This window comes from Shewanella carassii, from assembly GCF_002777975.1.
GTDB classification, from domain to species: Bacteria; Pseudomonadota; Gammaproteobacteria; order Enterobacterales; family Shewanellaceae; genus Shewanella; species Shewanella carassii.
This window is the reverse complement of sequence record NZ_NGVS01000006.1, coordinates 50109-72423: the sequence shown is the minus strand read 5'-3', so window position 1 is coordinate 72423 and position 22315 is coordinate 50109. Positions and strand designations below refer to the sequence as shown.

At 48.1% G+C, this 22315-nt stretch carries 21 protein-coding genes; 4 read left to right on the top strand and 17 right to left on the bottom strand.

Annotated features, from left to right (window positions below):
• Nucleotides 1–38: 38 nt before the first annotated feature.
• Nucleotides 39–200, bottom strand: a complete 162-nt coding sequence (locus tag CBE72_RS20050; protein WP_156029248.1) for a hypothetical protein — start codon at nucleotides 198–200, stop codon at nucleotides 39–41.
• 144 nt (nucleotides 201–344) lie between these two features.
• On the opposite strand from CBE72_RS20050, the gene CBE72_RS03360 reads away from it, so the two are divergent.
• Together CBE72_RS03360 and CBE72_RS03355 are read left to right on the top strand one after the other, a co-directional pair.
• The gene (locus CBE72_RS03360; RefSeq protein ID WP_100142315.1) at nucleotides 345–938 is read left to right on the top strand and encodes an acyl carrier protein phosphodiesterase; all 594 of its coding nucleotides are present in this window, start codon (nucleotides 345–347) and stop codon (nucleotides 936–938) included.
• A gap of 99 nt (nucleotides 939–1037) precedes the next feature.
• The gene (locus CBE72_RS03355; RefSeq protein ID WP_100142314.1) at nucleotides 1038–1691 is read left to right on the top strand and encodes an RluA family pseudouridine synthase; all 654 of its coding nucleotides are present in this window, start codon (nucleotides 1038–1040) and stop codon (nucleotides 1689–1691) included.
• A gap of 100 nt (nucleotides 1692–1791) precedes the next feature.
• On the opposite strand, the gene CBE72_RS03350 is transcribed toward CBE72_RS03355, so the two are convergent.
• The 7 genes from CBE72_RS03350 to CBE72_RS03320 all read right to left on the bottom strand — a co-directional run bounded on the left by CBE72_RS03350 (nucleotide 1792) and on the right by CBE72_RS03320 (nucleotide 9215).
• On the bottom strand, nucleotides 1792–2202 hold the full coding sequence (locus CBE72_RS03350; protein WP_167387635.1) for a hypothetical protein: 411 nt from the start codon (nucleotides 2200–2202) through the stop codon (nucleotides 1792–1794).
• Between the two features lie 281 nt (nucleotides 2203–2483).
• Nucleotides 2484–3704, bottom strand: coding sequence for a serine/threonine transporter SstT (gene sstT, locus CBE72_RS03345; protein ID WP_100142313.1), 1221 nt, complete (start codon nucleotides 3702–3704; stop codon nucleotides 2484–2486).
• A gap of 143 nt (nucleotides 3705–3847) precedes the next feature.
• The gene (locus CBE72_RS03340; RefSeq protein WP_100142312.1) at nucleotides 3848–4744 is read right to left on the bottom strand and encodes a chemotaxis protein CheV; all 897 of its coding nucleotides are present in this window, start codon (nucleotides 4742–4744) and stop codon (nucleotides 3848–3850) included.
• A 75-nt stretch (nucleotides 4745–4819) separates the two neighbouring features.
• Nucleotides 4820–6337, bottom strand: a complete 1518-nt coding sequence (locus CBE72_RS03335) for a phospholipase D family protein (protein WP_100142311.1) — start codon at nucleotides 6335–6337, stop codon at nucleotides 4820–4822.
• Between the two features lie 84 nt (nucleotides 6338–6421).
• On the bottom strand, nucleotides 6422–6883 hold the full coding sequence (locus CBE72_RS03330) for a dual specificity protein phosphatase family protein (protein WP_100142310.1): 462 nt from the start codon (nucleotides 6881–6883) through the stop codon (nucleotides 6422–6424).
• An 87-nt stretch (nucleotides 6884–6970) separates the two neighbouring features.
• Nucleotides 6971–7540, bottom strand: a complete 570-nt coding sequence (locus tag CBE72_RS03325; protein WP_373289220.1) for a methylated-DNA--[protein]-cysteine S-methyltransferase — start codon at nucleotides 7538–7540, stop codon at nucleotides 6971–6973.
• Between the two features lie 106 nt (nucleotides 7541–7646).
• Nucleotides 7647–9215, bottom strand: a complete 1569-nt coding sequence (locus tag CBE72_RS03320; protein ID WP_100142309.1) for a DNA-3-methyladenine glycosylase 2 family protein — start codon at nucleotides 9213–9215, stop codon at nucleotides 7647–7649.
• A 278-nt stretch (nucleotides 9216–9493) separates the two neighbouring features.
• Here CBE72_RS03320 and CBE72_RS03315 point away from each other — a divergent pair, with 278 nt between their 5' ends.
• Together CBE72_RS03315 and CBE72_RS03310 are read left to right on the top strand one after the other, a co-directional pair.
• Complete coding sequence (locus CBE72_RS03315) at nucleotides 9494–11323, top strand: ABC transporter ATP-binding protein (RefSeq protein WP_100142627.1); 1830 nt, start codon at nucleotides 9494–9496, stop codon at nucleotides 11321–11323.
• A 218-nt stretch (nucleotides 11324–11541) separates the two neighbouring features.
• On the top strand, nucleotides 11542–12015 hold the full coding sequence (locus CBE72_RS03310) for a copper resistance protein NlpE (RefSeq protein WP_100142308.1): 474 nt from the start codon (nucleotides 11542–11544) through the stop codon (nucleotides 12013–12015).
• Nucleotides 12016–12114: 99 nt separating this feature from the next.
• Here the strand turns inward: CBE72_RS03310 and galU are convergent, their stop codons facing one another.
• The 9 genes from galU to CBE72_RS03265 form a co-directional block, all read right to left on the bottom strand.
• On the bottom strand, nucleotides 12115–13005 hold the full coding sequence (galU, locus tag CBE72_RS03305; protein WP_100142307.1) for a UTP--glucose-1-phosphate uridylyltransferase GalU: 891 nt from the start codon (nucleotides 13003–13005) through the stop codon (nucleotides 12115–12117).
• A 3-nt stretch (nucleotides 13006–13008) separates the two neighbouring features.
• The gene (locus CBE72_RS03300; protein ID WP_100142306.1) at nucleotides 13009–14016 is read right to left on the bottom strand and encodes an NAD-dependent epimerase; all 1008 of its coding nucleotides are present in this window, start codon (nucleotides 14014–14016) and stop codon (nucleotides 13009–13011) included.
• Nucleotides 14017–14056: 40 nt separating this feature from the next.
• Nucleotides 14057–15220: a nucleotide sugar dehydrogenase gene (locus CBE72_RS03295; RefSeq protein ID WP_100142305.1), complete on the bottom strand. Its 1164-nt coding sequence runs from the start codon at nucleotides 15218–15220 to the stop codon at nucleotides 14057–14059.
• 71 nt (nucleotides 15221–15291) lie between these two features.
• Nucleotides 15292–16167, bottom strand: a complete 876-nt coding sequence (gene rfbA / locus CBE72_RS03290; RefSeq protein ID WP_100142304.1) for a glucose-1-phosphate thymidylyltransferase RfbA — start codon at nucleotides 16165–16167, stop codon at nucleotides 15292–15294.
• Between the two features lie 54 nt (nucleotides 16168–16221).
• On the bottom strand, nucleotides 16222–17241 hold the full coding sequence (gene rfbB / locus CBE72_RS03285) for a dTDP-glucose 4,6-dehydratase (protein WP_100142303.1): 1020 nt from the start codon (nucleotides 17239–17241) through the stop codon (nucleotides 16222–16224).
• 434 nt (nucleotides 17242–17675) lie between these two features.
• The gene (locus CBE72_RS03280; RefSeq protein WP_100142302.1) at nucleotides 17676–19610 is read right to left on the bottom strand and encodes a nucleoside-diphosphate sugar epimerase/dehydratase; all 1935 of its coding nucleotides are present in this window, start codon (nucleotides 19608–19610) and stop codon (nucleotides 17676–17678) included.
• 28 nt (nucleotides 19611–19638) lie between these two features.
• Nucleotides 19639–20190, bottom strand: a complete 552-nt coding sequence (locus tag CBE72_RS03275; protein ID WP_100142301.1) for a sugar transferase — start codon at nucleotides 20188–20190, stop codon at nucleotides 19639–19641.
• Nucleotides 20191–20200: 10 nt separating this feature from the next.
• Nucleotides 20201–21103 carry an NAD-dependent epimerase/dehydratase family protein gene (locus CBE72_RS03270; RefSeq protein ID WP_100142300.1) on the bottom strand — a complete coding sequence of 301 codons (903 nt, stop codon included), beginning with the start codon at nucleotides 21101–21103 and terminating at the stop codon, nucleotides 20201–20203.
• Nucleotides 21100–22314 carry a glycosyltransferase family 4 protein gene (locus CBE72_RS03265; protein ID WP_167387634.1) on the bottom strand — a complete coding sequence of 405 codons (1215 nt, stop codon included), beginning with the start codon at nucleotides 22312–22314 and terminating at the stop codon, nucleotides 21100–21102. The genes CBE72_RS03270 and CBE72_RS03265 overlap by 4 nt, the downstream gene beginning before the upstream one ends.
• Between the last annotated feature and the right edge of the window lies 1 nt (nucleotide 22315).

Below are 22315 nucleotides of genomic sequence, written 5' to 3'. Positions count from 1 at the left end.
GGAAACGGCGGCTAGTCTAGGGACTTGAGGCGTTAAGATCAAGGCTCCAGCGGTTCGTTTGCCGTTTCGGCAAGGGGCTTGTTGTCATCGAAGGGCTCGCGCCGATATTCGAGTTGTTCGAACGGAATGTCCACTTCGACCCTGCGCCTCTGGGGCCGGGGTGTTTTGTTGATAAGTTTATTGAACCAGTCCCACATCATCCTTGATCCTCTGCGTCACCGAACGCTAAGCGTAGCATCTTTTTCCACTGAGCAAAAAGAGAACATTCACCAGCGCCAGAGACTATTTTCATTTGCCAGCTTGTCATGGTAACTTGAAGGCGAATTCGACACCCAGTAGCCAATATGAACTTCCTTGCACACCTGCATCTGGCCGATATCAGCCAAACCTCTCTCGGCGCCAATCTCGCCGGCGACTTTGCCAAAGGCAATATTCAACAGTTTCCCAAACATCTGCAACAGGGGCTCTGGCTCCACAGGCAGATAGACAAGTTGACCGACAGCCACGAGTTAACCCGCGAGTTAGTGCGTACTTTTCCCAAGCCGCTTGCCAGAGTGGCGCCTGTGCTGATGGATTTGGCCTTTGACCATATGTTGGCCAAATATTGGGAGGAATATCATCATCAACCCTTGGCCACCTTTTGCAACAAGGCCTACGAGAGCCTGAGGCAAACCCCATCTCTGCCCGAAGGATTAAGCCAATTAGCACCTGTGATGGAGCAGCAGAATTGGCTGTTGAGTTATCAAAGCCGCCAAGGACTCAACAGTGCAGTGACAGGCGTGAGTCGCCGACTTTCAAAGCCTGAGCTGTTCAACGGTGCCCAGCAGGCACTGCAAAAACTCGATACCGAAATCGAAATCGCCTTTCGGACCTTTTACCCGCAGTTGATGGCTTACAGCCGGATATGGGCCAGAAAGACCCCGGTAGAATTTCTCTGATTGAGGCAAAGTGCTAGCTGCCACGTTCGGTGAACCCACAAAGCCACTTTTGCCGGGCCAATGGCTTTGCTAGAATTGCGCCTTCACGAAGGAGAGTTCATGCAAGTTTTTGAGTACCGCCCGCCGGCCCTGCCCTGGCTCGATATCCGCTATCTGGATCGCGATATTATTATCATCAACAAGCCATCCGGGCTATTGTCCAACCCAGGGCGCGCCGCCGTAACCCATGACTGCGCCCTCACCCGCTTGCAACGCCTGTATCCGGAAACCATATTGGTTCACAGGCTGGACTGTGCCACCTCAGGGATCATGGTTTTCGCTCGCAACAAGGCCGCCGAATCCAGTCTCAAGACTCAGTTTCAGGAGCGGCAAAACGATAAGCTGTATGTCGCCGAAGTAGCGGGACATCTCGAACAGCCAGCCGGTGTCATTGACTTACCTCTGGCTGCGGATAAGGCCAATCCACCTCTGCAGCGAGTCTCGGAGCAAGGCAAAAAAGCGATCACTCACTACAAAGTGCTTGAGCAGCGCGAAGATTCCAGCCTGGTGGCATTGCAACCGGAAACTGGCCGGACTCACCAACTCAGAGTCCACATGCTCGCGCTCGGTCATCCCATTTTAGGGGATGATTTTTACGGTGGGCGAGAGATTGAAAACGCCCGTCCGCGGCTCTGCTTGCATGCTGCCAGCCTGGCATTTTGCCACCCTTACTCGGGCGCCGAGATGCACTTTGTCAGCCTGTCACCTTTCTGACCCTTGCAAGGCTTGGTAAAGACAACCTGAGAAAAAACAGCTAAAGAAAACGCCCGCTTAGCGGGCGTTTTCTTTTCAAGACTTAGTCAGACTGCTGCTATCAGGCACTCATCACAGATTTAGGTTCCAGACTGAAGCTATCGCCCCCTTCGGTGCAAAATTGCAGTTGGCCCTCGGCGGTTAAAATAAAGAATTCGCCAAACAGGTTACCGCCCACATCTTCAAGACACAAACCGGCATTGGTCTGTTTGGACTTCATCTCATCCACACTGTGGCAACCATCGCTGAACCAGGTTTCCAAGAATAGCTTATCACCCTCGCGATACAGGGTCAGTTCTTCACCACTGCCGGGGCGGCTATCCTGCCAACAACCAAGAAACTCTCGTTGCTGTTCATGCTGTCGGTGCAGACGCTTGCGCTTTTCTACTCCGGACATATCCATACCCTTAAACCATGTCAGCCCAGCCTCTTCGGCTGCACTCAAATGCATGACATTAAGCATAGAACTCATAGTGCCCCTTGACCCAGTCAAAAGTTATAAAAAAGTAGCCAAAATGATACCAACCCATTAAAAAGCAACGAGTTAGAATTAGGCCTTTCAAATGTGCGCAGTGTAGCCCAGTGAGAAAATAAAATTGTGATCAAGATCGCTTATTGCGGCAATTTTAAGCTATTTATGAAAAGACTCATACAAGATCACTCCAGCAGACAATTTGAACGGCCAAACATTGTCTGTAGCTGTCCATAAAAAAGGGCGACCTTAAGGCCGCCCCATTCTTGCCAATATCATTTTTAGCTAAGCTTACGCTCTTCTGCCTGACAGGCAGCCGCGGTAAACAACACATCGGTGGAGGAGTTCAACGCCGTTTCGGCCGCATCTTGAATGACCCCGATAACAAAACCCACGGCCACTACCTGAATGGCAATATCATCACTGATACCAAACAGGCTGCAAGCCAGAGGGATCAGCAACAGTGAACCACCGGCTACCCCTGAGGCACCACAGGCGGAAATAGCGGCAACCACGCTGAGTAATAACGCCGTTGGCAAGTCGACACTGGTCCCAGTGGTATGTACCGCCGCCAGAGTCAATACCGTGATAGTAATAGCAGCGCCGCCCATATTGATGGTCGCCCCCAAGGGAATAGAGACCGAATAGGTATCCTTATTAAGATTGAGGCGCTCGCACAAGGCCATATTCACTGGAATATTGGCGGCACTCGAGCGGGTAAAGAAGGCGGTAACACCACTCTCCCTGAGACAAGTGAATACCAAGGGATAAGGATTACTGCGCGTCTTGTAAAACACCAAGAGTGGATTCACCACCAGGGCAATAAACGCCATACAACCCAACAAGACACCGAGCAGGCGTGCATAGTTGTACACTTCCTCAAAACCGTTCTCGGCAAATGTCACCGAGACCAAACCAAAGATACCTATAGGTGCCAGACGAATAATAAAGCGCACCATATGCGAGATGCCGTGGCTGACATCGGCAAATACTTGTTTGGTCGAGTCACTGGAATGGTGCAGCGCCAATCCAAGGCCGATACCCCAAGCCAGAATACCGATATAGTTGCCTTCCATCAGGGCATTGACCGGATTATCCACCAGCTTGAACAACAGGGTATTGAGGACTTCCAGAATACCTTGAGGTGGCGTTAACAACTGCTCCGGCGCCCTGAGTTTGAGGGTAGTGGGAAACAGAAAACTCATCACCACGGCCGTGAGTGCCGAGGCAAAAGTACCGAACAGATACAGGCCGATAATTGGCCGCATATTGCTCTTGGTATTTTTCTTCTGATTGGCAATCGATGCTGCCACCAGCAAAAACACCAACACCGGTGCGATTGCCTTCAACGCACCGACAAAAAGATCTCCAAGAAAAGAAACACTCTTTGCCCACTCCGGAGCAAAGTATGCGAGCCCCATACCCGCGATAATCCCCATGAGGATTTGCAGCACTAGACTGCCTTTGGCCAATCGGGCCAAAAGTAAAGAAATTTGGTTCATTGCCTGACCTGTATTTATTATCTTCCCGGCACCAGCGCCACAGGAGAGATACGTTTTTAGCGGATGAAGTCGCTAATGTCTAGCTTTGAAGCCAATTTGTGTTGCCCGGATAACCCTGTGCATGCATTCTGGCAACAGCGATGTCATTTTTTACCATCTTGTGCAATTTGCGCGCCTCTGAGCATGGCATCGATAAGCTCGTGGGCATCAAACTTGGTGAGGGCTTCGTTGGCCCCTACCTGATGTGCCTGGCTGACACTGATCTCACTGGAAAGCGAGGTGTGCAGAATAATGTAAGCGCCGGCGAGTGCCGGTTTGTCTCTTACTTCAAAGGCGAGTTCATAACCGTCCAGACCCGGCATTTCAATATCACTCACCAGGATGTCCACCGGACGGTGTTCGGCGGCGGCCTTTTCCATGATGGCCAAAGCTTGGGCACCATTGGAAGTGACTTCATAGGGGATATTTATCGAGTCCAGCGCATCGGACAGTTGCTTTCTGGCTACCTTGGAGTCGTCCACCAGCAAGATCCGCAGCGGCTTTAACCTCTCCCGCTGCACATCGGTCAATATTGCGGCGCGCTGAGCCGCGATCGGGAAAATCTTCGACAGTAGCAGCTCGACATCCAATAACTGCACCAGTTTGTCGCCATAACGAGTGACTCCGGTCAAATAGGCATTGCGCCCCAGGTTATCCGGTGGCGACTCAATTTCCCGCCAGTTACATTCGAGGATCTTGTCGATACCGCGCACCAGAAAACCTATCTCCATCCGCTGGCAATCTGTGATGATGATAAAGCAACTCTTGCGCTCCTCGGCTGTCACCGGGCGATAACCAACGGCTGCGGCCATATCGACCACGGGGATGGTATGCCCCCTGAAGTTGGCCGCGCCGATAATGGCCGGGTGAGATTGAGGGAGTTGATTCAGTGGCATATAAGGCACCAACTCACGGATCTTCAAGGTGCCGATGGCAAACAGTTGGCTCGCCGACAGATTAAACAACAGCAACCCCTGAGATTGATTGGCCTTACTCTTCATAACAACACCATAACAGACAATAAGTTAAACGATTCAGGATAACACAGGCTCAGACCGATGGCGGCCTACGGTGCGTCACAATTGCGACTCAATAGGCAAAAGGCTGAGAATGTCGGCACTGAAACGGCGCCAGAAACCGGCGGCAGGCTCGTTATAAAACAGCTCTTGTTTGGCATCGTCATGCCACACCAGTTCATCACCTTCCAGTGCCAATCGGTACGCATTGCGCTGCAGTGCCCCGCCCAGCTGCTGTTGAATGTGCACCGCCAATGTTGGTTGGTGCAATAAGATCCCCATTTCAGTATTGATCCAGGCAGAGCGGGGATCAAAGTTGAACGAGCCAACGAACACCTCTTCATTGTCCAATACGAAAGTTTTGGCATGTAGGCTGGTGCGAGAACTGCCACGCCAGGCAGATGGCTTATGAGCGGGATCGGCCTTCACCTCATAGAGGCGAACACCGGCCTCCAGCAGTTGCCGACGATACTTCTTGTAACCAGCATGAACGGCCACCACATCTGTGGCTGCCAGACTATTGGTCACGACTGTGACCTCAATGCCATTGGCTACCGCCTGCGCCAGCGCATCGGCCCCTTTGGCTGTGGGCACAAAATAGGGCGAGATGATCAGTATGTTGTTCTCAACCTGGGATAGAAAACGACCGATATCCGCCAGCATCCAGCTCTCAGGCTCGGCGCTGCGAAGCTTATCGGGCGGGTCAAACAACACCTTGGCTTCACCCCAATACCAATCGAGTTGCTGCTGCTCCATGTTGGTTATCAGCTGGCTCTGCAACAGGCGTTGATAATAGGGATGATCCTGCATCGCCTGCTGCTCCTGCCGCATCTTGGCATCGGCCTGCAGCAATTTTTCCCGGGTCAGCCGCTTAGGCAGCAGCTGCTCAAGCGGAATGGTCAGCGGCGCATTCCAGTAGAGATCAAACTGCTCAGAGATGGTCGGCACGGCTTCGCCTATGGCGAGCAAGTCAAAATCACCGAACTCAAGTTCATCGTTGGCGGAAAAGTATTCATTGCCTATGTTACGTCCACCTACTACTGAGACCATGTTGTCCACTGTCAGCGACTTATTGTGCATTCTGTGGTTCAAGCGCGTGAAGCCAAATAACCAGGACAGTCCACGGAAGGTGCGAGAATAGACCGGGTTATAGAGGCGAACCTGAATATTGGGATGATGATTCAATGCCGCCAATCCGGATTCGAGCGGCGCACTGGTGGTATCATCCAATAGCAACCTTACCCGCACGCCACGCTCGGCGGCTTCCAATAGTTGCCAAACCAAGGTTTTACCGGTTTCATCGGCCCGATAGATGTAGTACTGCAGATCGATACTGCTCTGGGCACTGCGGATAAGCGCCAACCTGGCAATAAAGGCATCGACACCTTCGGCCAACGGCAGCACGCCCGTCTGCGATGGGTGGACGGACAATTGAGGTTCCAGATAATCCAGCAAGACAGAACTCTCCGGCGTTGCCAGATAGCTGGAGTCGCTGTAAGCGGGATCCCTTGTCGGCACCGAACTGCAAGCACTCAGCAAGGACAAGAGGATCAACAGTATTCCAAACTGTGGCAACATTCTGAATATTCTTCGAAATAATGAAGAGTATTCAAACATTAATTCGTTTCGGGATCCAGCATTCCCGCCTCCGGCTTTAGTTTGCTAATCCTGTAAAGCATAGAGCACATCGAATACAAACTGATCCCAACCATGGGAGCCAAATGCAGCATCGGCCACCGCACGAATACGGGCAACCGCATGTAGCGGCGCCACACCATGCTCCATCAGATAGTAGGCCAGCAACAGACAGGTTCGGTTTTGCCCAGACTCGCAATGTACCAGCACCCCTAACCCAGCTTCGCGCTGACGCTGGATAAAGTCGAGAGCCTTGGGTAACTGTTCGACGCAGCGCCGTAAATCGGCATCCGATGGGGCTTCTCCGCTCGGTAAAGGGATACAGGCAAACTCAAATGGCGACTGAGGCCAATCGGCCGCCACATTATCAGCTAGGGAAAGAATCGCGCCTATCCCGGAGCGCTGCAGCTCATCAAAATCCCAGGTCCGATCAACCGGCCCCCGGCTTCCTGCCAACTCTCCCTCTTCCAACCAAAAGAGTGGTTGCATCTGTGTTTTCCTCAGTAATACGCAACTTTTGCTTGGTTTCAGAATATCCCAAATCGATAGAGAATTTCGTTGATTTATGCCAAAAGATTAACTGCAACGACCGGCTTCCAAGTCAAGCAGTTGTTGTTTCATGGCGAGGCCCCAGGCATAGCCGGTCAACCTGCCATCCTTACCTATGACTCTGTGACAAGGCACGATGATCGCTATCGGGTTGGCGCCATTGGCAGTGCCGACAGCGCGGACCGCTTTCGGGTTATCAATCTTTACGGCCAGCTCGCCATAACTGGTAAAACTGCCGTAGGGCAACCCCACCAACGCCTGCCAAACGGCGCGTTGAAAGCGTGTCCCCTTGGGGGCCAACGGCAGCTCGAAGACCTGTCTGGTGCCGGCAAAATACTCCAAGAGCTGACTCTTGGTCTGCGCCAATATCGCCTCTGCCCGCGCCTTTTGCGCCGTACTCGCGCTCGCCAGCGGGATCCGGCGCTCTCTGTCATCCCCCGTCAAAACCGACAGATGTGACAGCCCATGAGGCCCCGCAGCAAGCCACAGCCTGCCCACAGCCGAATCCATGATAAGCTCCGCCACCGGCAGCAATTCTGCTGCCGGCCACTCTTTACTCAGCGATACGGCCAAGCTCGGTTTATCTTGTGTATTCATAGGATTAACCCCTTGATTTTATGGCTTTTGAATAGGAGTTTGACCCTGATGCTTGTTACCTCTGCAACTCATCTCAGAGCTCTTCATTCATTGCTACTGATAGGTTCTATGCCGAATGCCAAAGTTGCAGAGTAAGATAACTGCCCCAGGGCGACGCCGCTTCAGTGACACCTTGCAGTAATGCTTGGTAATGGCCCGCTCTTTTATTGCCTTTATGCTGAGCAACTGCACCTTGTTTAGCCGAATCCGGGGTAATTTGAGCCAAGTTCCCGTTAACCTCAGTCGAGATTGCCGTTTCACCAAGCAGCGTGAGCAGACGTTTACGGATTATCAAGTCGCCGCCGAGCAACACATCAGGATCCGACAACCCGCGTATTCTGGCGTAAGCTATGGTCCAAGGGCCAATCCCTTTCAAACTGAGCCAAGCCTCGGGCTCGGCATCACCATGCTCAAGCTGAAAACGCGCCAACTCGGCCAGTGCCGTCTTTCTGCTTGCGGGCATTTTCAACTCGTCAAAGTCCGCCGCCAACAGGCTCTCTGGCTCGGGGAAAAAGCTGATTTCGCGCCCTGCGATAACTCGCCTTTCACCTCTGGCTGCCACCAACTGCCCCAACAGTTTGCTGGCTTGGGTGACACTAACCTGCTGGCCCAGAACAGCCCGCACCCCGGCTTCAAACAGAGAGCCTGCTGCCGGCAGCCTCAGCCCCGGCTCCCAACCAAAGGTGGAGTCTGCCAGTATGATAGGTTGCAATACCTGCTCAACCTGCTGCATATCAGCGTCGAGATCCAATATCCTTCTTATCCGATTGACCAATACCGGCAACAAGCTAAGCTCGGCGCCCTCTTCCAATGCTAGGGTAACTGCGACTCTATTTTGCGAGGCCTGCAACTCGGCAAAAAACCAAGCTTTGAACCCGCCTTTGTCGCTGTTGAGTAACAGGCTGCGACCATAGCCCTGGCGGTCATTAAGTTCAAACCACTCCATTCCTGTTACCGCCCGCAGGCGATAGAAATCAAGCAACGCTTGCCAGGCATAAGGCGGCCGGTAACTCAAAAACAGTTGCAGCCTGTTACTGTCGTCCATTTGCGTATCAGCGCTACGTCTGAGCGCCGACGGGGTAAGCTGCAGCTGACTCTGAAACACTTCGTTGAAACGGCGAATACTTGTGTATCCCGCAGCCAAGGCCACCTGCGTGATAGGGAGCCGGGTTTGGTGCAGCAACTGCTTGGCAAACATCAATTGCTGAAACGCAGCGTATTGCTTGGGAGACAGGCCCAACGCTTCGACAAACAGCTTGCGCAGATAACGACTGCTGATCCCGAGGCGCTGTGCCAAGTGCTCGACACCTTTCGCCGACTCGCCGCTCAAGGCGCCCTGCTCTATTAGAGTTACCGCCCGCTCCAGCGTGGTTCTCGTGCCTTTCCAGGCACAGGAGCCGGGCGCGCTTTCCGGCCGACAGCGCAAACAGGGGCGCAAACCGTGATTTGCCGCGGCGGCGGCCGAGAAAAAGTAATCGACATTTTCCTCTTTCGGCGCCACCGCCGGACAGATAGGCCGGCAATAGATCCCCGTCGTCTTCACCCCGATAAAGAAACGGCCATCAAACCTGGGATCGCGACTGAGTCTCGCTCGGCGACAGGTGTCGGTGCTGAGCACGGTAAAAATCGTCATCATCTGTTTCGCTATCGTCTATAACCTGGATGCAGATTACCCCGCGAACACGGGGGAAACCAGCGGAAAACGGAACTGAACCCCGAGACTAAACCCAAACTATTGATCCGGAATAATAGCTGCCCTGCCGGTGAAAATTGGGTATGCTGGAACAGCTTGAATAAAAATCACTCCAGATCCGCAAGGCCCGATGTCTGCCCGCATAACCGGGCAAGAATCATTCTTTGCCAAGAGATAAATCGCCCATAACAGTTTGCCAAGAGAAGGCCATGATAAAGAAGTTGTTTTCCCGCTTTGAACACTGGACGGATCCACTGCCGGATATAGATCCATCTCCGCCGCCCAAAGGGCTCTATGCTTTTTGCCGCCACTACACCAAAGGTTTCGAGCGACCGCTGATATTGATGTCAATATTGACCGCGATTCTGGCCATGCTGGAAGTGTCGCTGTTTGGCTTTATGGGCCAATTGGTTGACTGGCTGGTAGACAAGGATCCACAAACCCTGCTGCAGGATGAAGGACTCAAGTTACTCGGCATGACCTTGCTGGTACTCGTGCTCTTGCCTGTACTCATCTTGTTGCACGCCTTGATTGTCTACCAAAGTCTCTTGGGCAACTATCCGATGGCCATCCGCTGGCTGGCACACAAATACCTGTTGAAACAGAGTGTTTCCTTCTATCAGGACGACTTTGCCGGCCGCATAGCCACCAAGGTGATGCAAACTTCTCTGGCGGTGCGGGAAACCGTGATGAAACTCCTGGACGTGCTGGTCTACATAATGGTGTATTTCACCTCCATGTTGGTGATGATAGCCAGTGCCGATATGCGCTTGATGCTGCCCATGTTGGCATGGCTTGCCATCTATATCGGCCTGCAGTGGTATTTCGTGCCCAAGCTGAAAGCCGTGTCTACTGAGCAGGCCGATGCTCGCTCAACCATGACGGGTCGAATCGTCGACAGCTACACCAATATTGCCACGGTCAAACTCTTCTCCCACACCCAGCAGGAAGCCGAATACGCTCAGTCGAGCATGAAAACCTTCCTGGATACCGTGCACCGGCAGATGCGTCTGGTCACCGGAATTAACGTCAGTGTGCAGCTACTGAACTATTTCCTGGCCTTTAACGTGGCAGCCGTATCCATCTGGCTCTGGAGCGACAGTGCCATCAGTGTCGGCGCCATAGCGATTGCCGTCAGCCTGGCGCTGCGCCTTAACGGCATGTCGCAATGGATAATGTGGGAAATCAGCTCACTGTTTGAAAATATAGGGACTGTGGCCGATGGTATGAGCACCCTGTCCAAACCCACCCGCATTCTGGATGCCGAAGACGCCAAAGCCATTTTGGTTGAGCAAGGGCAAATCGATTTCGATAAGGTCAGCTTTCACTATGGAGAACAGAGCGGCGTGCTGGAAGGGCTGGATTTGCAGATCAAGCCAGGTGAAAAAGTCGGTCTGGTGGGTCGTTCGGGTGCCGGTAAGTCCACCTTGGTCAATCTGCTGATGCGTTTTCATGATGTGGAAAAGGGAAAAATTCTGATAGATGGTCAGGATATCCGTAAAGTCACCCAGGATTCGCTGCGCTCACAGATAGGCATGGTGACTCAGGATACCTCCTTGCTGCACAGATCCATCAGAGAAAATATTCTTTATGGTCGTCCCGATGCCACGGAAGAGGAACTGGAGCAAGCGATCATCAAGGCCCAGGCCAGTGAGTTTATCGCCTCTTTGACAGATCCGTTGGGGAATACCGGGCTGGATGCCCAGGTGGGTGAACGGGGTGTCAAATTATCCGGCGGTCAAAGGCAGCGTATTGCCATCGCCAGAGTGCTATTGAAAGATGCGCCAATCCTGATCCTGGATGAAGCCACCTCGGCACTCGACTCGGAAGTGGAAGCGGCAATTCAGGAAAGCCTCTATCAACTGATGGAAGGAAAAACCGTTATCGCTATCGCTCACAGGCTATCAACCATAGCCGCCATGGATAGATTGATAGTGCTGGATCAGGGCAAAGTGGTCGAACAAGGCAACCATCAGGAACTGATCCGTAACCAAGGGATCTACGCCCAGCTGTGGGCCCACCAGACAGGTGGCTTTATTGGCGCCGATTAACACTCTATCTATTGCGGCCAGTTCTTTAAGCTGTTTGAGGGCAAAACCACCGGCGATAAACAGTCAGATCACAGTATGACTTAGTCTATCGACACAAACTGTTTACCTGGTTGAATGAGAACTGTACCGCAGTAACGATAGGATGCCCAAGGCCTTACTTTGGCCAAAGCCGCTGTGCTAGCCTGAAGGCCAACTTAGGTTATTTAAGGGAGTAAACCATGAATAAGTCGACTGTTTTTGCATTATTGATGACAAGTGGCATGGCACTAAGCCTAACGGCTTGCCAAGACCAGGAGACACAATCTCCGGCCACTAACAGCCAAACGGAAACGGCTACAGCCTCCACTGAGCAAACAGCGCAAGTACCAGTGGGTGATACCAGCCAAAATGCACTGGACTGGGAAGGGAGTTATAAAGGGCTGCTGCCCTGCGCAGATTGCTCAGGAATAGAAACCACGCTGACGCTCAAAGGAGACAACAGCTATCGCCTGCAGCAAGTCTACCAAGGTAAGGACGAGAGCATATTCAGCGAAAGCGGCAAGTTCAGCTGGGATGCCAGCGGCGGCAAAATCACCCTCGAGGATGGCAGTAAATACCTCGTAGGGGAAAATCAGCTGTTTATGCTGGATAGAGAAGGCAACCGCATCACCGGCAGCCTGGCAGATAACTACAGGCTAGCTAAAGAGAACTAATCGGCAAAGCCGTTTTCTGACACCGGAAATAAGAGGAGCGCCCATGCAGGCGCTCTTCTTATTCTCAGTAAATCTGTTCACGGTTTGCTTTGAGTCAGTTTACAGGCTTTCCCGCATAATATCGCTAAGGCCAGCAGCAAACTCCTTTCCAAGCTTGGGATCGCGCAGCCCATACTCGACAAAGGCTTTCATATAGCCAAGCTTGTCACCGCAATCATGAGACTTACCACTCATATGGAAAGCTTCCACCTGCTCCTGGGCGAGCAGCATATCAATGGCGTCGGTCAACTGAATTTCATCTCCGGCACCAGCGGGAGTCTTGGCCAGCAATGGCCAGATGTTTTTGGAGAGCACATAACGGCCTACCACGGCCAGATTGGAAGGGGCCTCATCAACAGCGGGTTTTTCGACCATCCGCAGAATGGCTTTGGAATCACCGGGAGATAGCTCGGCACCATTACAATCTGCAATGCCATACTTGTCTACCTCCTGAGCCGGCACTGGAGCCACCATGATTTGACTCGCTTGGTGCTGCTCAAAATGCGCCTTCATCGCCGCCAAATTTTCAGTTGTCTGATCCGCAGAGTATTCATCCAAGATCACATCTGGAAGCACTACAGCAAAAGGATTATCACCAATAACGGGTTTAGCGCAAAGCACTGCATGACCAAGCCCTTTTGCCTCACCTTGGCGCACATGCATTATGGTAACCCCTTTGGGGCAAATACTCTGAACCTCATCAAGCAGCTGGCGTTTTACCCTTTTCTCGAGTTGTGCTTCCAACTCATATGATGTGTCAAAGTGGTTTTCAATCGAGTTCTTACTGGCATGAGTCACCAAAACTATCTCTTTAAAACCGGCTCTGGCACATTCATTCACTATGTACTGTATTAGTGGCTTATCAACCAGAGGTAACATCTCTTTGGGAATGGCCTTAGTGGCGGGTAACATCCGGGTTCCCAACCCGGCAACGGGAATCACTGCTTTCATATTCTACTTTTTGTAATAACGCTTGAACCAATCAGCGAAAGCTTTGACTCCTTCACTGACTCCAACTTGTGGTTTGTAAGCCACAGCTTTAAATAAATCTTCGGTATCTGCCCAAGTGGCCTGGACATCACCATCTTGCATAGGCAGCATGATTTTTTCGGCCTTTTGCCCGAGTGCCGCTTCAAGCTCATGGATAAAATCCAACAAACGAACCGGGCTACCATTGCCAATATTGTAAACACGATATGGAGCGCTACTCGTTGCCGGAGAGCCCTGCTCTACCGTCCAATCACTTTGTGCCTTAGGCACCTTATCGGCCACTCTGATAATGCCTTCGACAATATCATCAATAAAGGTGAAGTCACGGCTCATATCTCCCTGATTAAACACCTTGATGGGCCTGCCGGAAGTAATGGCATCGGCAAATAGCATAGGCGCCATATCCGGGCGCCCCCATGGGCCATAGACAGTGAAAAACCTCAGTCCTGTCGTTGGCAGGCCATACAGATGGGCATAACTATGAGCCATCATCTCATTGGCTTTCTTGGTCGCCGCATAAAAAGAGACAGGATGATCAACCGAGTCAGCCGTCGCAAACGGCATCTTCTTGTTCAGGCCATAAACAGAGCTGGAAGAGGCGTACACCAAATGCTCTATGCCATGATGGCGGCAACCTTCCAACACGGTAAGAGTGCCAACAAGATTACTGTCTGCATAAGCAAAGGGGTTTTCAATCGAATAGCGGACGCCGGCTTGGGCCCCCAAATGGATAACCCGTTTGAAACTACCTTTGGCAAAGAGTTCAGCCATGGCTTCCCGGTCGGCAAGATCAAGCTTTTGGAACTGGAAATGGTTAAAGCCAGCCAGCTTTTGCAACCTAGCCTGTTTTAAGCTGACATCGTAGTAATCATTGAGATTATCGATACCAACCACTTCGCACCCTGCCTCACAAAGCCGTTCGCAAACTCGGGCACCGATAAAGCCGGCTGCGCCGGTCACCAGATATTTCATTTATTGGTCTCATTCCAAAGTAATGTAATGCGCCGTCACATCAATCATTGCCAAACAGATCCCGGGTATAGACTTTATCGGCAACATCCCTTAGCTCATCGACCATGCGATTGGAAATAATCACATCAGAGAGCAGTTTAAACTCAGCCAAGTCGCTTATCACTCGCGAACGGAAAAACTCATTCTCCTCAAGTACCGGCTCGTAAACCACCACTTCAATCCCTTTGGCCTTTATCCGCTTCATCACACCTTGCACTGCAGAAGCGCGGAAGTTATCTGAGCCAGACTTCATTATCAGCCGATACACCCCAACCACTTTGGGTTTTCTGGCAATGATGGAATCAGCGATAAAATCCTTACGGGTTCTATTGGCATCCACTATGGCCGCAATCAGATTGTTGGGAACTTGGTTGTAGTTAGCCAGCAGTTGCTTGGTATCTTTCGGCAGACAATAGCCACCATAACCAAATGATGGATTGTTGTAGTGACTCCCAATCCTGGGGTCCAAACAAACACCGTCGATTATCTGCCGGGTATCAAGCCCATGAGTTTCAGCATAGGTATCAAGTTCATTGAAATAAGCCACCCGCATGGCCAAGTAAGTGTTGGCAAATAGCTTAATGGCTTCGGCTTCTGTGCTACCGGTAAAGAGTAGCGGAATATCTTCCTTTAATGCGGCTTCAGCGAGCAGATGAGCAAAATGCTCTGCCCGCTCAGAACGTTCACCGACAATGATCCTCGATGGATAGAGGTTATCGTATAAGGCTTTGCCTTCTCTCAAAAACTCAGGTGAAAATATGATATTGGCTGAGTTGTATTTCTCACGTAATGCTCTGGTGAAACCAACGGGAACGGTTGACTTAATTACAATGCAAGCAGAGGGATTAATGGCAACAATGTCCCGCGTCACCTCATCGACGGTGCTGGTATCGAAGTAGTTAGTCTTGGGGTCGTAATCCGTTGGTGTTGCAATGATGACATAATCTGCACCACGATAGACTTCTTTGTCCGTTGTTGCAGTTAACTGCAACTTATTGCTCACCAAGTGTTGCTCAATAAGCTCATCGGCGATGGGCGAGCGCCCGGCATTGACCATTGCCACCCTCTCAGAGGAAACATCGAACGCCCACACTTGGTTATGTTGTGCCAACAACACCGCATTTGACAAGCCCACATAACCCGTACCAACAACCACTATCTTCATTCTATTCCCCAATGGCTTATGCTGCGCGCTAACTTAGCACAGGAGAAAATCAACGGATACTCAATATGAACTTATGAAACAAGCAAAGTACGGAGGTAGTCAGCATATTCATTGTCCCCCAAAGACTTCACATGTTGCCGAAGCTGTTCTTTAGAAATCCAATCTTGTCGCCAAGCTATTTCCTCAAGACAAGCAATCTTTACTTGCTGAAGTGTTTGAATACTCTGTACAAAACATGCAGCTTGGTGGAGTGACTCTACGGTACCGGTATCGAGCCAGGCGAATCCTCTTCCCAAACGTTCTACATCCAGCGAGCTTTCCGCCAAATAGTGATTGATAAGGTCTACTATCTCGAGTTCGCCTCGGGCAGATGGTTGCAAACTCTTGGCAATATCTGATGCCCTTCCATCTAAAAAATACAACCCAGTCTGCACCCAATTAGATTTAGGCTTCAAAGGCTTTTCTTCAATCGAAAGTGGTGCTGCTGAATCATCAAATGCAATGACCCCAAAGCGCTGAGGATTTTTCACTTGGCAAGCAAAAACAGTTGCGCCTATATCTCGGGCACGTTTAGTCATTACACTATTTAACTGACCTGTGAACCCTTGGCCGTAAAAAATGTTGTCCCCGAGAATTAAACAACAAGGTTGCTGCTTCAAAAAATCATCGGCCAAAATCAGCGCTTGAGCAATCCCTTTGGGCTCATGCTGAACCAAGTACTCAAGTCTAACCCCATAAGCACTGCCATCACCAAGTAAACGCTCAAATACGATCCGATCCTGAGGAGTGGTTATGATGAGAACCTCACGAATACCCGCCAACATCAGTACCGATAAAGGATAATAAATCATCGGCTTATCAAATACGGGCAATAGCTGCTTGGATATCCCACGAGTAGTAGGAAACAAACGGCTACCTGTACCGCCAGCTAATACAATACCTTTCATGACTACCTTTTTATCTGCTGAAACCGTTCCAGCACACACGTTACGGTCACAATATTACTGTCCACCACTTTTACGACGATTGACATACCAAGCAACTGTTTTACGTAAACCTGATTCAAAAGACTCATAAGGTTGCCAACCTAATTCTGTTTGAATCTTGTTGGCGTCTATAGCGTAGCGCATATCATGACCAGGCCTATCTGCAACATAACTAATAAGTTGTTCAAACTGTGTCACCCCCTGCGGCTTAATAGGAACCAATTCGTCCAAAAGTGCACAAATAGCCCTAACGACATCAATATTTCGCCGCTCACTCTGCCCGCCTATGTTATAGGTTTCACCGGGACGCCCTTGAGTTAGAACGCTATACAAAGCTCGTACATGGTCTTCAACATAAAGCCAATCCCGTACTTGCTCGCCTTTCCCATATATTGGTAAGCGGGTACCGGTCAATGCACAAGATATCATCCGCGGGATCAACTTTTCTGAATGCTGATAGGGGCCATAATTGTTAGAACAATTGGTAATAAGAACAGGCAACCCGTAAGTACGATACCAAGCTCTAACCAAATGATCACTGGAAGCTTTAGATGCTGAATATGGGCTACTAGGTGCATATCGACTGCTTTCATTAAACGGCGAGTCAAGCAAATCTAGGTCACCATAAACTTCATCCGTGGAAACGTGGAGAAAACGGAAACCAGCCTTCTCAACACTACTCAGATTAAGCCAATAACTACGCGCAGCCTCGAGTAAATTGTAAGTACCAACTATATTAGTTTGTATAAAATCAGCAGGACCATCGATAGAACGATCAACATGGCTTTCCGCAGCCAGATGCATAACAACATCTGGCTTAAAACAGGAAAACAACTTGTCTACAGTACTTTTATTGCAAATATCTCCTTGAATAAATTGGTACTGAGTGGAACCGCTTGTATTTTTATCAACCCCTTGATTCGCCGCATAAGTAACTTTATCCAAGTTCAAAACACTGTGACTTGTTTGCGTCAACAGATATCGAATCAAAGATGTACCGATAAAACCGCAGCCACCTGTAATTAGGATTTTCATTCTCTATATCACTTATAACAATACGAAGTAACGAGTCCACCTTCCTTGTCCATAAATCTGACTTTGGTTATCCGTTAAAATGTTATGCTCATACTACTATACACCACAGTAAAAGCGAGACTCCGGGGGACAAGTTAACGGTCAATTAGCTGAATCGCTCAAGGCGATAGCGCACTAACATAAGAAATGAACAATTCAGGCGAAAGGTCCGACTTTGTACCAAAATCACTTATAAACCGGATTTAAACCGAGTGCAATTTAATCAAATCTCATCTGTTTTATGAGTAAAGAAGGTATTTATTATTTGATTTGAAAAAGTATGCTCCAGCCCTGTTAAGTCATTGCCTTGGAGACTGTAATTTAGATGAAATACTGCATTGCAACAAAAATAATCAGGAGGCAATAGCTTTAGCGTATAAATAGTATCTGAATGCCTAGGAAACATTGATTGGTACAACATTTGATTTGGAAGATGTAGATTGTCTTCCTAACCAAACCAAGTCGCAAATACCATCTGTAGGATTAAATCCAGTTGGTGCTTTGAGCAACAAATCTCGAATCGCTTCGTGGTCAAAGTCATGACATGCCTTATCCAATCTATCAAGAATTGGCTTGAGCTCATCCCAGGTTAAAAATACCTCATTGGCAGTCATTATTCGTTCGTGCCCTGTACCTTCTACATTTTCGCCAATGAGGAGCTCTTCGTAGAGTTTTTCCCCTGGTCGAAGACCAGAAAAGAGTATTTCAATATCACCGCCGGGATTGTGTTCGTCTTTAACCTCAAAGCCACTTAAACGAATCATCTTTCTGGCTAGATCAACGATCTTGACGGATTTCCCCATATCCAATACGAAAACATCACCACCTTTTCCCATAGCGCCAGCTTGGATAACCAATTGAGAGGCTTCCGGTATTGTCATGAAAAAACGTGTTATCTCCGCATGAGTAACGGTAACCGGCCCACCATTTGCTATCTGCTTTCGGAATAATGGAACAACCGAGCCACTAGAACCCAATACATTACCAAAACGCACCATGCAAAAACGAGTCGAGCTATCTTTATGGGATAAGGCTTGCAAAGCCAGTTCAGCCATTCGTTTAGTCGTACCCATTACATTGGTAGGACGAACCGCTTTATCAGTTGAAATAAGGACGAAAGTTTCTACGCCCGTAGCAATAGCCGCTTGTGCCGTATATAAGGTTCCAAATACATTATTACGCACGCCTTCAACCACATTATGCTCAACCAAAGGTACATGTTTGTAGGCCGCAGCATGATAGACAGTTTGCACTTTAAAGGCTTCCATTACAGCTTGAACCCTATTCTGACGCTGAACAGAGCCCAGCATAGGATAAATCTCTACTGAGAGCCCTAGTTCATTTTTAATCGCCAGCAATTCTCTTTCAATAGAGTAGAGCCCAAATTCTGAAAGTTCAAAAAGAACTAGTTTTGATGGCAACTGCCGCAAAATTTGCCTACAAAGCTCAGAACCAATTGAACCTCCGGCTCCGGTTACCATCACTACTTTTCCTGATATATTCGCTGCCATTAAATCTGTTCTTGGAGCAACTGGGTCACGTCCCAAGAGATCTTCAATTTCAACTTCCTTAACATCAGTAAATAATTTATCGCCACTAACCAGATCGGCCATAGCAGGCAAAGTTAAGACTTTAACGCTTAGTTGTTCCAGTGATTGAATAATTTCTTGCCGTCTAGCCCTACTAGCACTAGGAAGCGCCAACAAAACTTTAGTGGCTTGTTTTTGCCTTATTAATTTACGGAGAATAGACGGTGAATGAACATACAGTCCTTGCATATTAATGCCATGCAAAGAAGTATCGTCGTCTACAAAAGCCACTGGATGATATTCATGACTTTGTGCCAAAGCGATAGCCGTCTGACGACCACTGACACCCGCACCATAAATAATCACCGGCTCACCACGCCTACTGAGACCACTTCCAACCATTGTCCGCATTAAAGCTCTTGCACCACCAACAAAAACCAAAGCAAATGCAGCATAAATAAAAGGTACTGTACGAGGAATATTAATATTTAAGAAGTAAGCCAAACTAATTAATGTTAAAGTACTAACAATCACACCAAGTACTATGGCAGTCAGAGCCTGTGTTCCTAGGTACCTTAATACAGCACGATAAAGACCTAGTTTAATAAAAGCCAAAATGCTAACTGGACAAACCAATGTTATCAGTTGCCAATATTGAACCTGCTTTAAACTATCTACTGAATCGAGTCTAACCAGTAAAGCAAACCAAAAAGAAAGAGCAAGAAATATAGTATCAATAGCCACGCTAACAATACGTTTTTGAGACCGTTTAAGCGAGAATAAAAACTGAAAAAAATTCATTTGCAAACCCAATCAAGCCAACTAAATGTTAATATTTTACCCTATCGCCCTGACCGCGCCCAGAAATCGTCATAAAAATGTACCTAAAGTAACTACGAAGTGACATTTCAGCTATCATATTAGCGTCTGTTTCAGCAAGTAACTTAGGTGTTGACATGTCAATTTCTGAGACTTGTGCTAACCCCGTAATCCCAGGTCGCACATTATATACTCCAAGCACCTCACGCTCGGCAATTAGTTCATCTTGATTGAATAAATTTGGGCGAGGCCCCACCAAACTCATTTCCCCTTTCAAGACATTCCACAACTGCGGTAACTCATCAATTTTAGTCTTTCGTAAGAAAACACCAACTTTAGTAATTGAACTTGTACTAGCCAGATGTGACGCCACTGATTGAGTATCAATTGACATAGTGCGAAATTTAACAAGCTTAAACGGTTTTTTGTGCCGCCCCACTCGCTCTTGGACAAAAATGGGGGAACCTGTGTCAAAATAGCCAATTACTGTAACTAGTAGTAAAATAGGGCACAAAAAAAACAGGCCGAAAACAGCTGCAAGGAAATCTATTAGACGAATCATATAATTTACTCTAGTGTCTCAATGATGCCATGGCTTGCTCCATTGTTAATGGAGGTTCCCAACCAAGTACTTGTTGAATATTTGACGAATCAACCTCTAAGTTCCCAAAAAGCTGCTCTATCATCCTAGACTTGCCAGTCAATCTTCCTGTAAAACGCATTAAACTCACTGGAATAGGCAATTGGATTACATTTTTACCCAGTCCTTTAGCCATAGCATTGGTAAAGTCTTTCGTCGATACAGTCTCTCCATCTGATGCTAAAAAAGTCTGACCTGCAGCAGACTTATGTTTAGCACAAGTGACAAGAAGATCGGCGAGATTTTGAACCGCTATAAAATCACGTCGATTATTCGCCAACCCAAAAGGAAGTAGTGGTAGTTTTTTGACTAATTTTGTTAACATCCCAAAGTTACCTGGAGCATTTTGACCATATACTAGTGTAGGCCTTACTATGACCAACTCTAAACCTGTTTCACTAGAAATTTTTTTTAGTCCTAACTCTGCTTCATACTTTGACTCCGCATAAGCGTTTTGGGGTCGCTCTGGCGTATCGTTTGAAAATGGCTGACTTTGAGTTGATATTCCATTTACTCCAATAGAACTAACAAAAACAAAACGTTTAACTCCTGAATTCGCGGCAGCTCTTGCTAAACAAAGAGACCCTTCGACATTCACTTTTTTGTAATCTAGACGTGAGTATGACTCGGAGTGAGCAAGGCCTGCTAAGTGTATAACGGAGTCCACATTATCGAATGCTCCTATCCAATTGGTTGTGCCATTGATTGTATCGACTATAAAAGGCGATTCAAAGTTATGAACTTCGCCTTTACGCACAACTTGTCTATAGGTAGTGAATTTAGAAGTGATATGTTGCCCTACAAATCCGGTACAACCCGTCAGTAAGATATTCAAGATTGAATCCCCCCCATCACTACTTTCGAAATTGCTTCTAATGCCATATTCTCCGAAAAATTTTCTTCTAAAATTACTCTTGGATTAACTTCCACTTTTTTAGTTTTTTTCATAAATTGCTCTGCGATTTTATCGAGCATTTTTGCCAATTTCTTCGGATTATCACCCTCACAATACCAACCAACATTATGTTCAGCTATTAACAACTCAAGCTCAGACCCCTTATCCCCGACATATAAAATTGGTTTATCTGCCGCCATTGAAAAATACGCTTTACTTGGAACACCTAGACCAAACATATCCGAGGACAAGGTAACTAAAGCTATATCGCAGGCGTTAAGACCTACATTATTCTTTTCTAAGCTCAACACTCCATAGTAATGAAAAAAGTCGTAACCACGACTATCATTTAAAGATCTGGAAAACTCTTTTACGCAGTTGCTTTCTGAACCACTCCCAATAAACAAAAATCTCGAACCAGGATGCTTAGTAAGCTCAATCGCCTTGAGTAAATTAGGCAACCCTTGAAGTCGCCCCATATTACCAAAAAATTGAAAAACAATATTATCTTCCCAGCCCAACTCAGAGATGATTTCATTATCTTTTTTACACTGTGGTTTAACAATATCTGTAGATGCCCAATTAGGAACAATCGATATATTGTCAATTCCAGTTTTTTCTCTGAGCAACACTTGCATATCACGTCCAATACAAATCATATTGTCTGGTGATGAGTATACTTTCCTTGACCAAGATGTTAACACTCGATAAAGAAAGCTTGAGCTTTCGAGGATTTTAGCAGGAATTAAATTGTTAGGGAAAACGTCATGAACTAACACCAACCACTTAAAAGGTTTAAGGTATTTAAAAAATGCCATAAAAAACATGGTAAATATAGGGTTCGTCCCGGAAAGGACCAAGTCTACTCCTTGAGCCCGAGGGTAGATAGCACGAAGAAAGTGACTAGTTTGCCTCAACTGTCCTAACAATCTAGAAAATAAACCATTCTTATCATGTGCTACGAATTTTACATATTTTGTAGATACGCAGTATTTTTCAGAAAATTCTTTTACGTATTTTGTTTCAGGCGCAACCAATGTTACTTCAAAGTTTTTCTGAAGACATTTAACTATTTGCGCCCAATAGTAAGCAGTCGAATTGTGAGTTTCCCCAATATATTCAGTGACAACTAAGACCTTTTTTCTTTTCACA

What these genes read in the sequence shown, in the direction of transcription:
- CBE72_RS20050 (WP_156029248.1), bottom strand. Translation starts at nt 200, where the DNA reads ATGATGTGGGACTGGTTCAATAAACTTATCAACAAAACACCCCGGCCC.
- CBE72_RS03360 (WP_100142315.1), top strand. Translation starts at nt 345, where the DNA reads ATGAACTTCCTTGCACACCTGCATCTGGCCGATATCAGCCAAACCTCT.
- CBE72_RS03355 (WP_100142314.1), top strand. Translation starts at nt 1,038, where the DNA reads ATGCAAGTTTTTGAGTACCGCCCGCCGGCCCTGCCCTGGCTCGATATC.
- CBE72_RS03350 (WP_167387635.1), bottom strand. Translation starts at nt 2,202, where the DNA reads ATGAGTTCTATGCTTAATGTCATGCATTTGAGTGCAGCCGAAGAGGCT.
- sstT (WP_100142313.1), bottom strand. Translation starts at nt 3,704, where the DNA reads ATGAACCAAATTTCTTTACTTTTGGCCCGATTGGCCAAAGGCAGTCTA.
- CBE72_RS03340 (WP_100142312.1), bottom strand. Translation starts at nt 4,744, where the DNA reads ATGAAGAGTAAGGCCAATCAATCTCAGGGGTTGCTGTTGTTTAATCTG.
- CBE72_RS03335 (WP_100142311.1), bottom strand. Translation starts at nt 6,337, where the DNA reads ATGTTGCCACAGTTTGGAATACTGTTGATCCTCTTGTCCTTGCTGAGT.
- CBE72_RS03330 (WP_100142310.1), bottom strand. Translation starts at nt 6,883, where the DNA reads ATGCAACCACTCTTTTGGTTGGAAGAGGGAGAGTTGGCAGGAAGCCGG.
- CBE72_RS03325 (WP_373289220.1), bottom strand. Translation starts at nt 7,540, where the DNA reads ATGAATACACAAGATAAACCGAGCTTGGCCGTATCGCTGAGTAAAGAG.
- CBE72_RS03320 (WP_100142309.1), bottom strand. Translation starts at nt 9,215, where the DNA reads ATGATGACGATTTTTACCGTGCTCAGCACCGACACCTGTCGCCGAGCG.
- CBE72_RS03310 (WP_100142308.1), top strand. Translation starts at nt 11,542, where the DNA reads ATGAATAAGTCGACTGTTTTTGCATTATTGATGACAAGTGGCATGGCA.
- galU (WP_100142307.1), bottom strand. Translation starts at nt 13,005, where the DNA reads ATGAAAGCAGTGATTCCCGTTGCCGGGTTGGGAACCCGGATGTTACCC.
- CBE72_RS03300 (WP_100142306.1), bottom strand. Translation starts at nt 14,016, where the DNA reads ATGAAATATCTGGTGACCGGCGCAGCCGGCTTTATCGGTGCCCGAGTT.
- CBE72_RS03295 (WP_100142305.1), bottom strand. Translation starts at nt 15,220, where the DNA reads ATGAAGATAGTGGTTGTTGGTACGGGTTATGTGGGCTTGTCAAATGCG.
- rfbA (WP_100142304.1), bottom strand. Translation starts at nt 16,167, where the DNA reads ATGAAAGGTATTGTATTAGCTGGCGGTACAGGTAGCCGTTTGTTTCCT.
- rfbB (WP_100142303.1), bottom strand. Translation starts at nt 17,241, where the DNA reads ATGAAAATCCTAATTACAGGTGGCTGCGGTTTTATCGGTACATCTTTG.
- CBE72_RS03280 (WP_100142302.1), bottom strand. Translation starts at nt 19,610, where the DNA reads ATGAATTTTTTTCAGTTTTTATTCTCGCTTAAACGGTCTCAAAAACGT.
- CBE72_RS03275 (WP_100142301.1), bottom strand. Translation starts at nt 20,190, where the DNA reads ATGATTCGTCTAATAGATTTCCTTGCAGCTGTTTTCGGCCTGTTTTTT.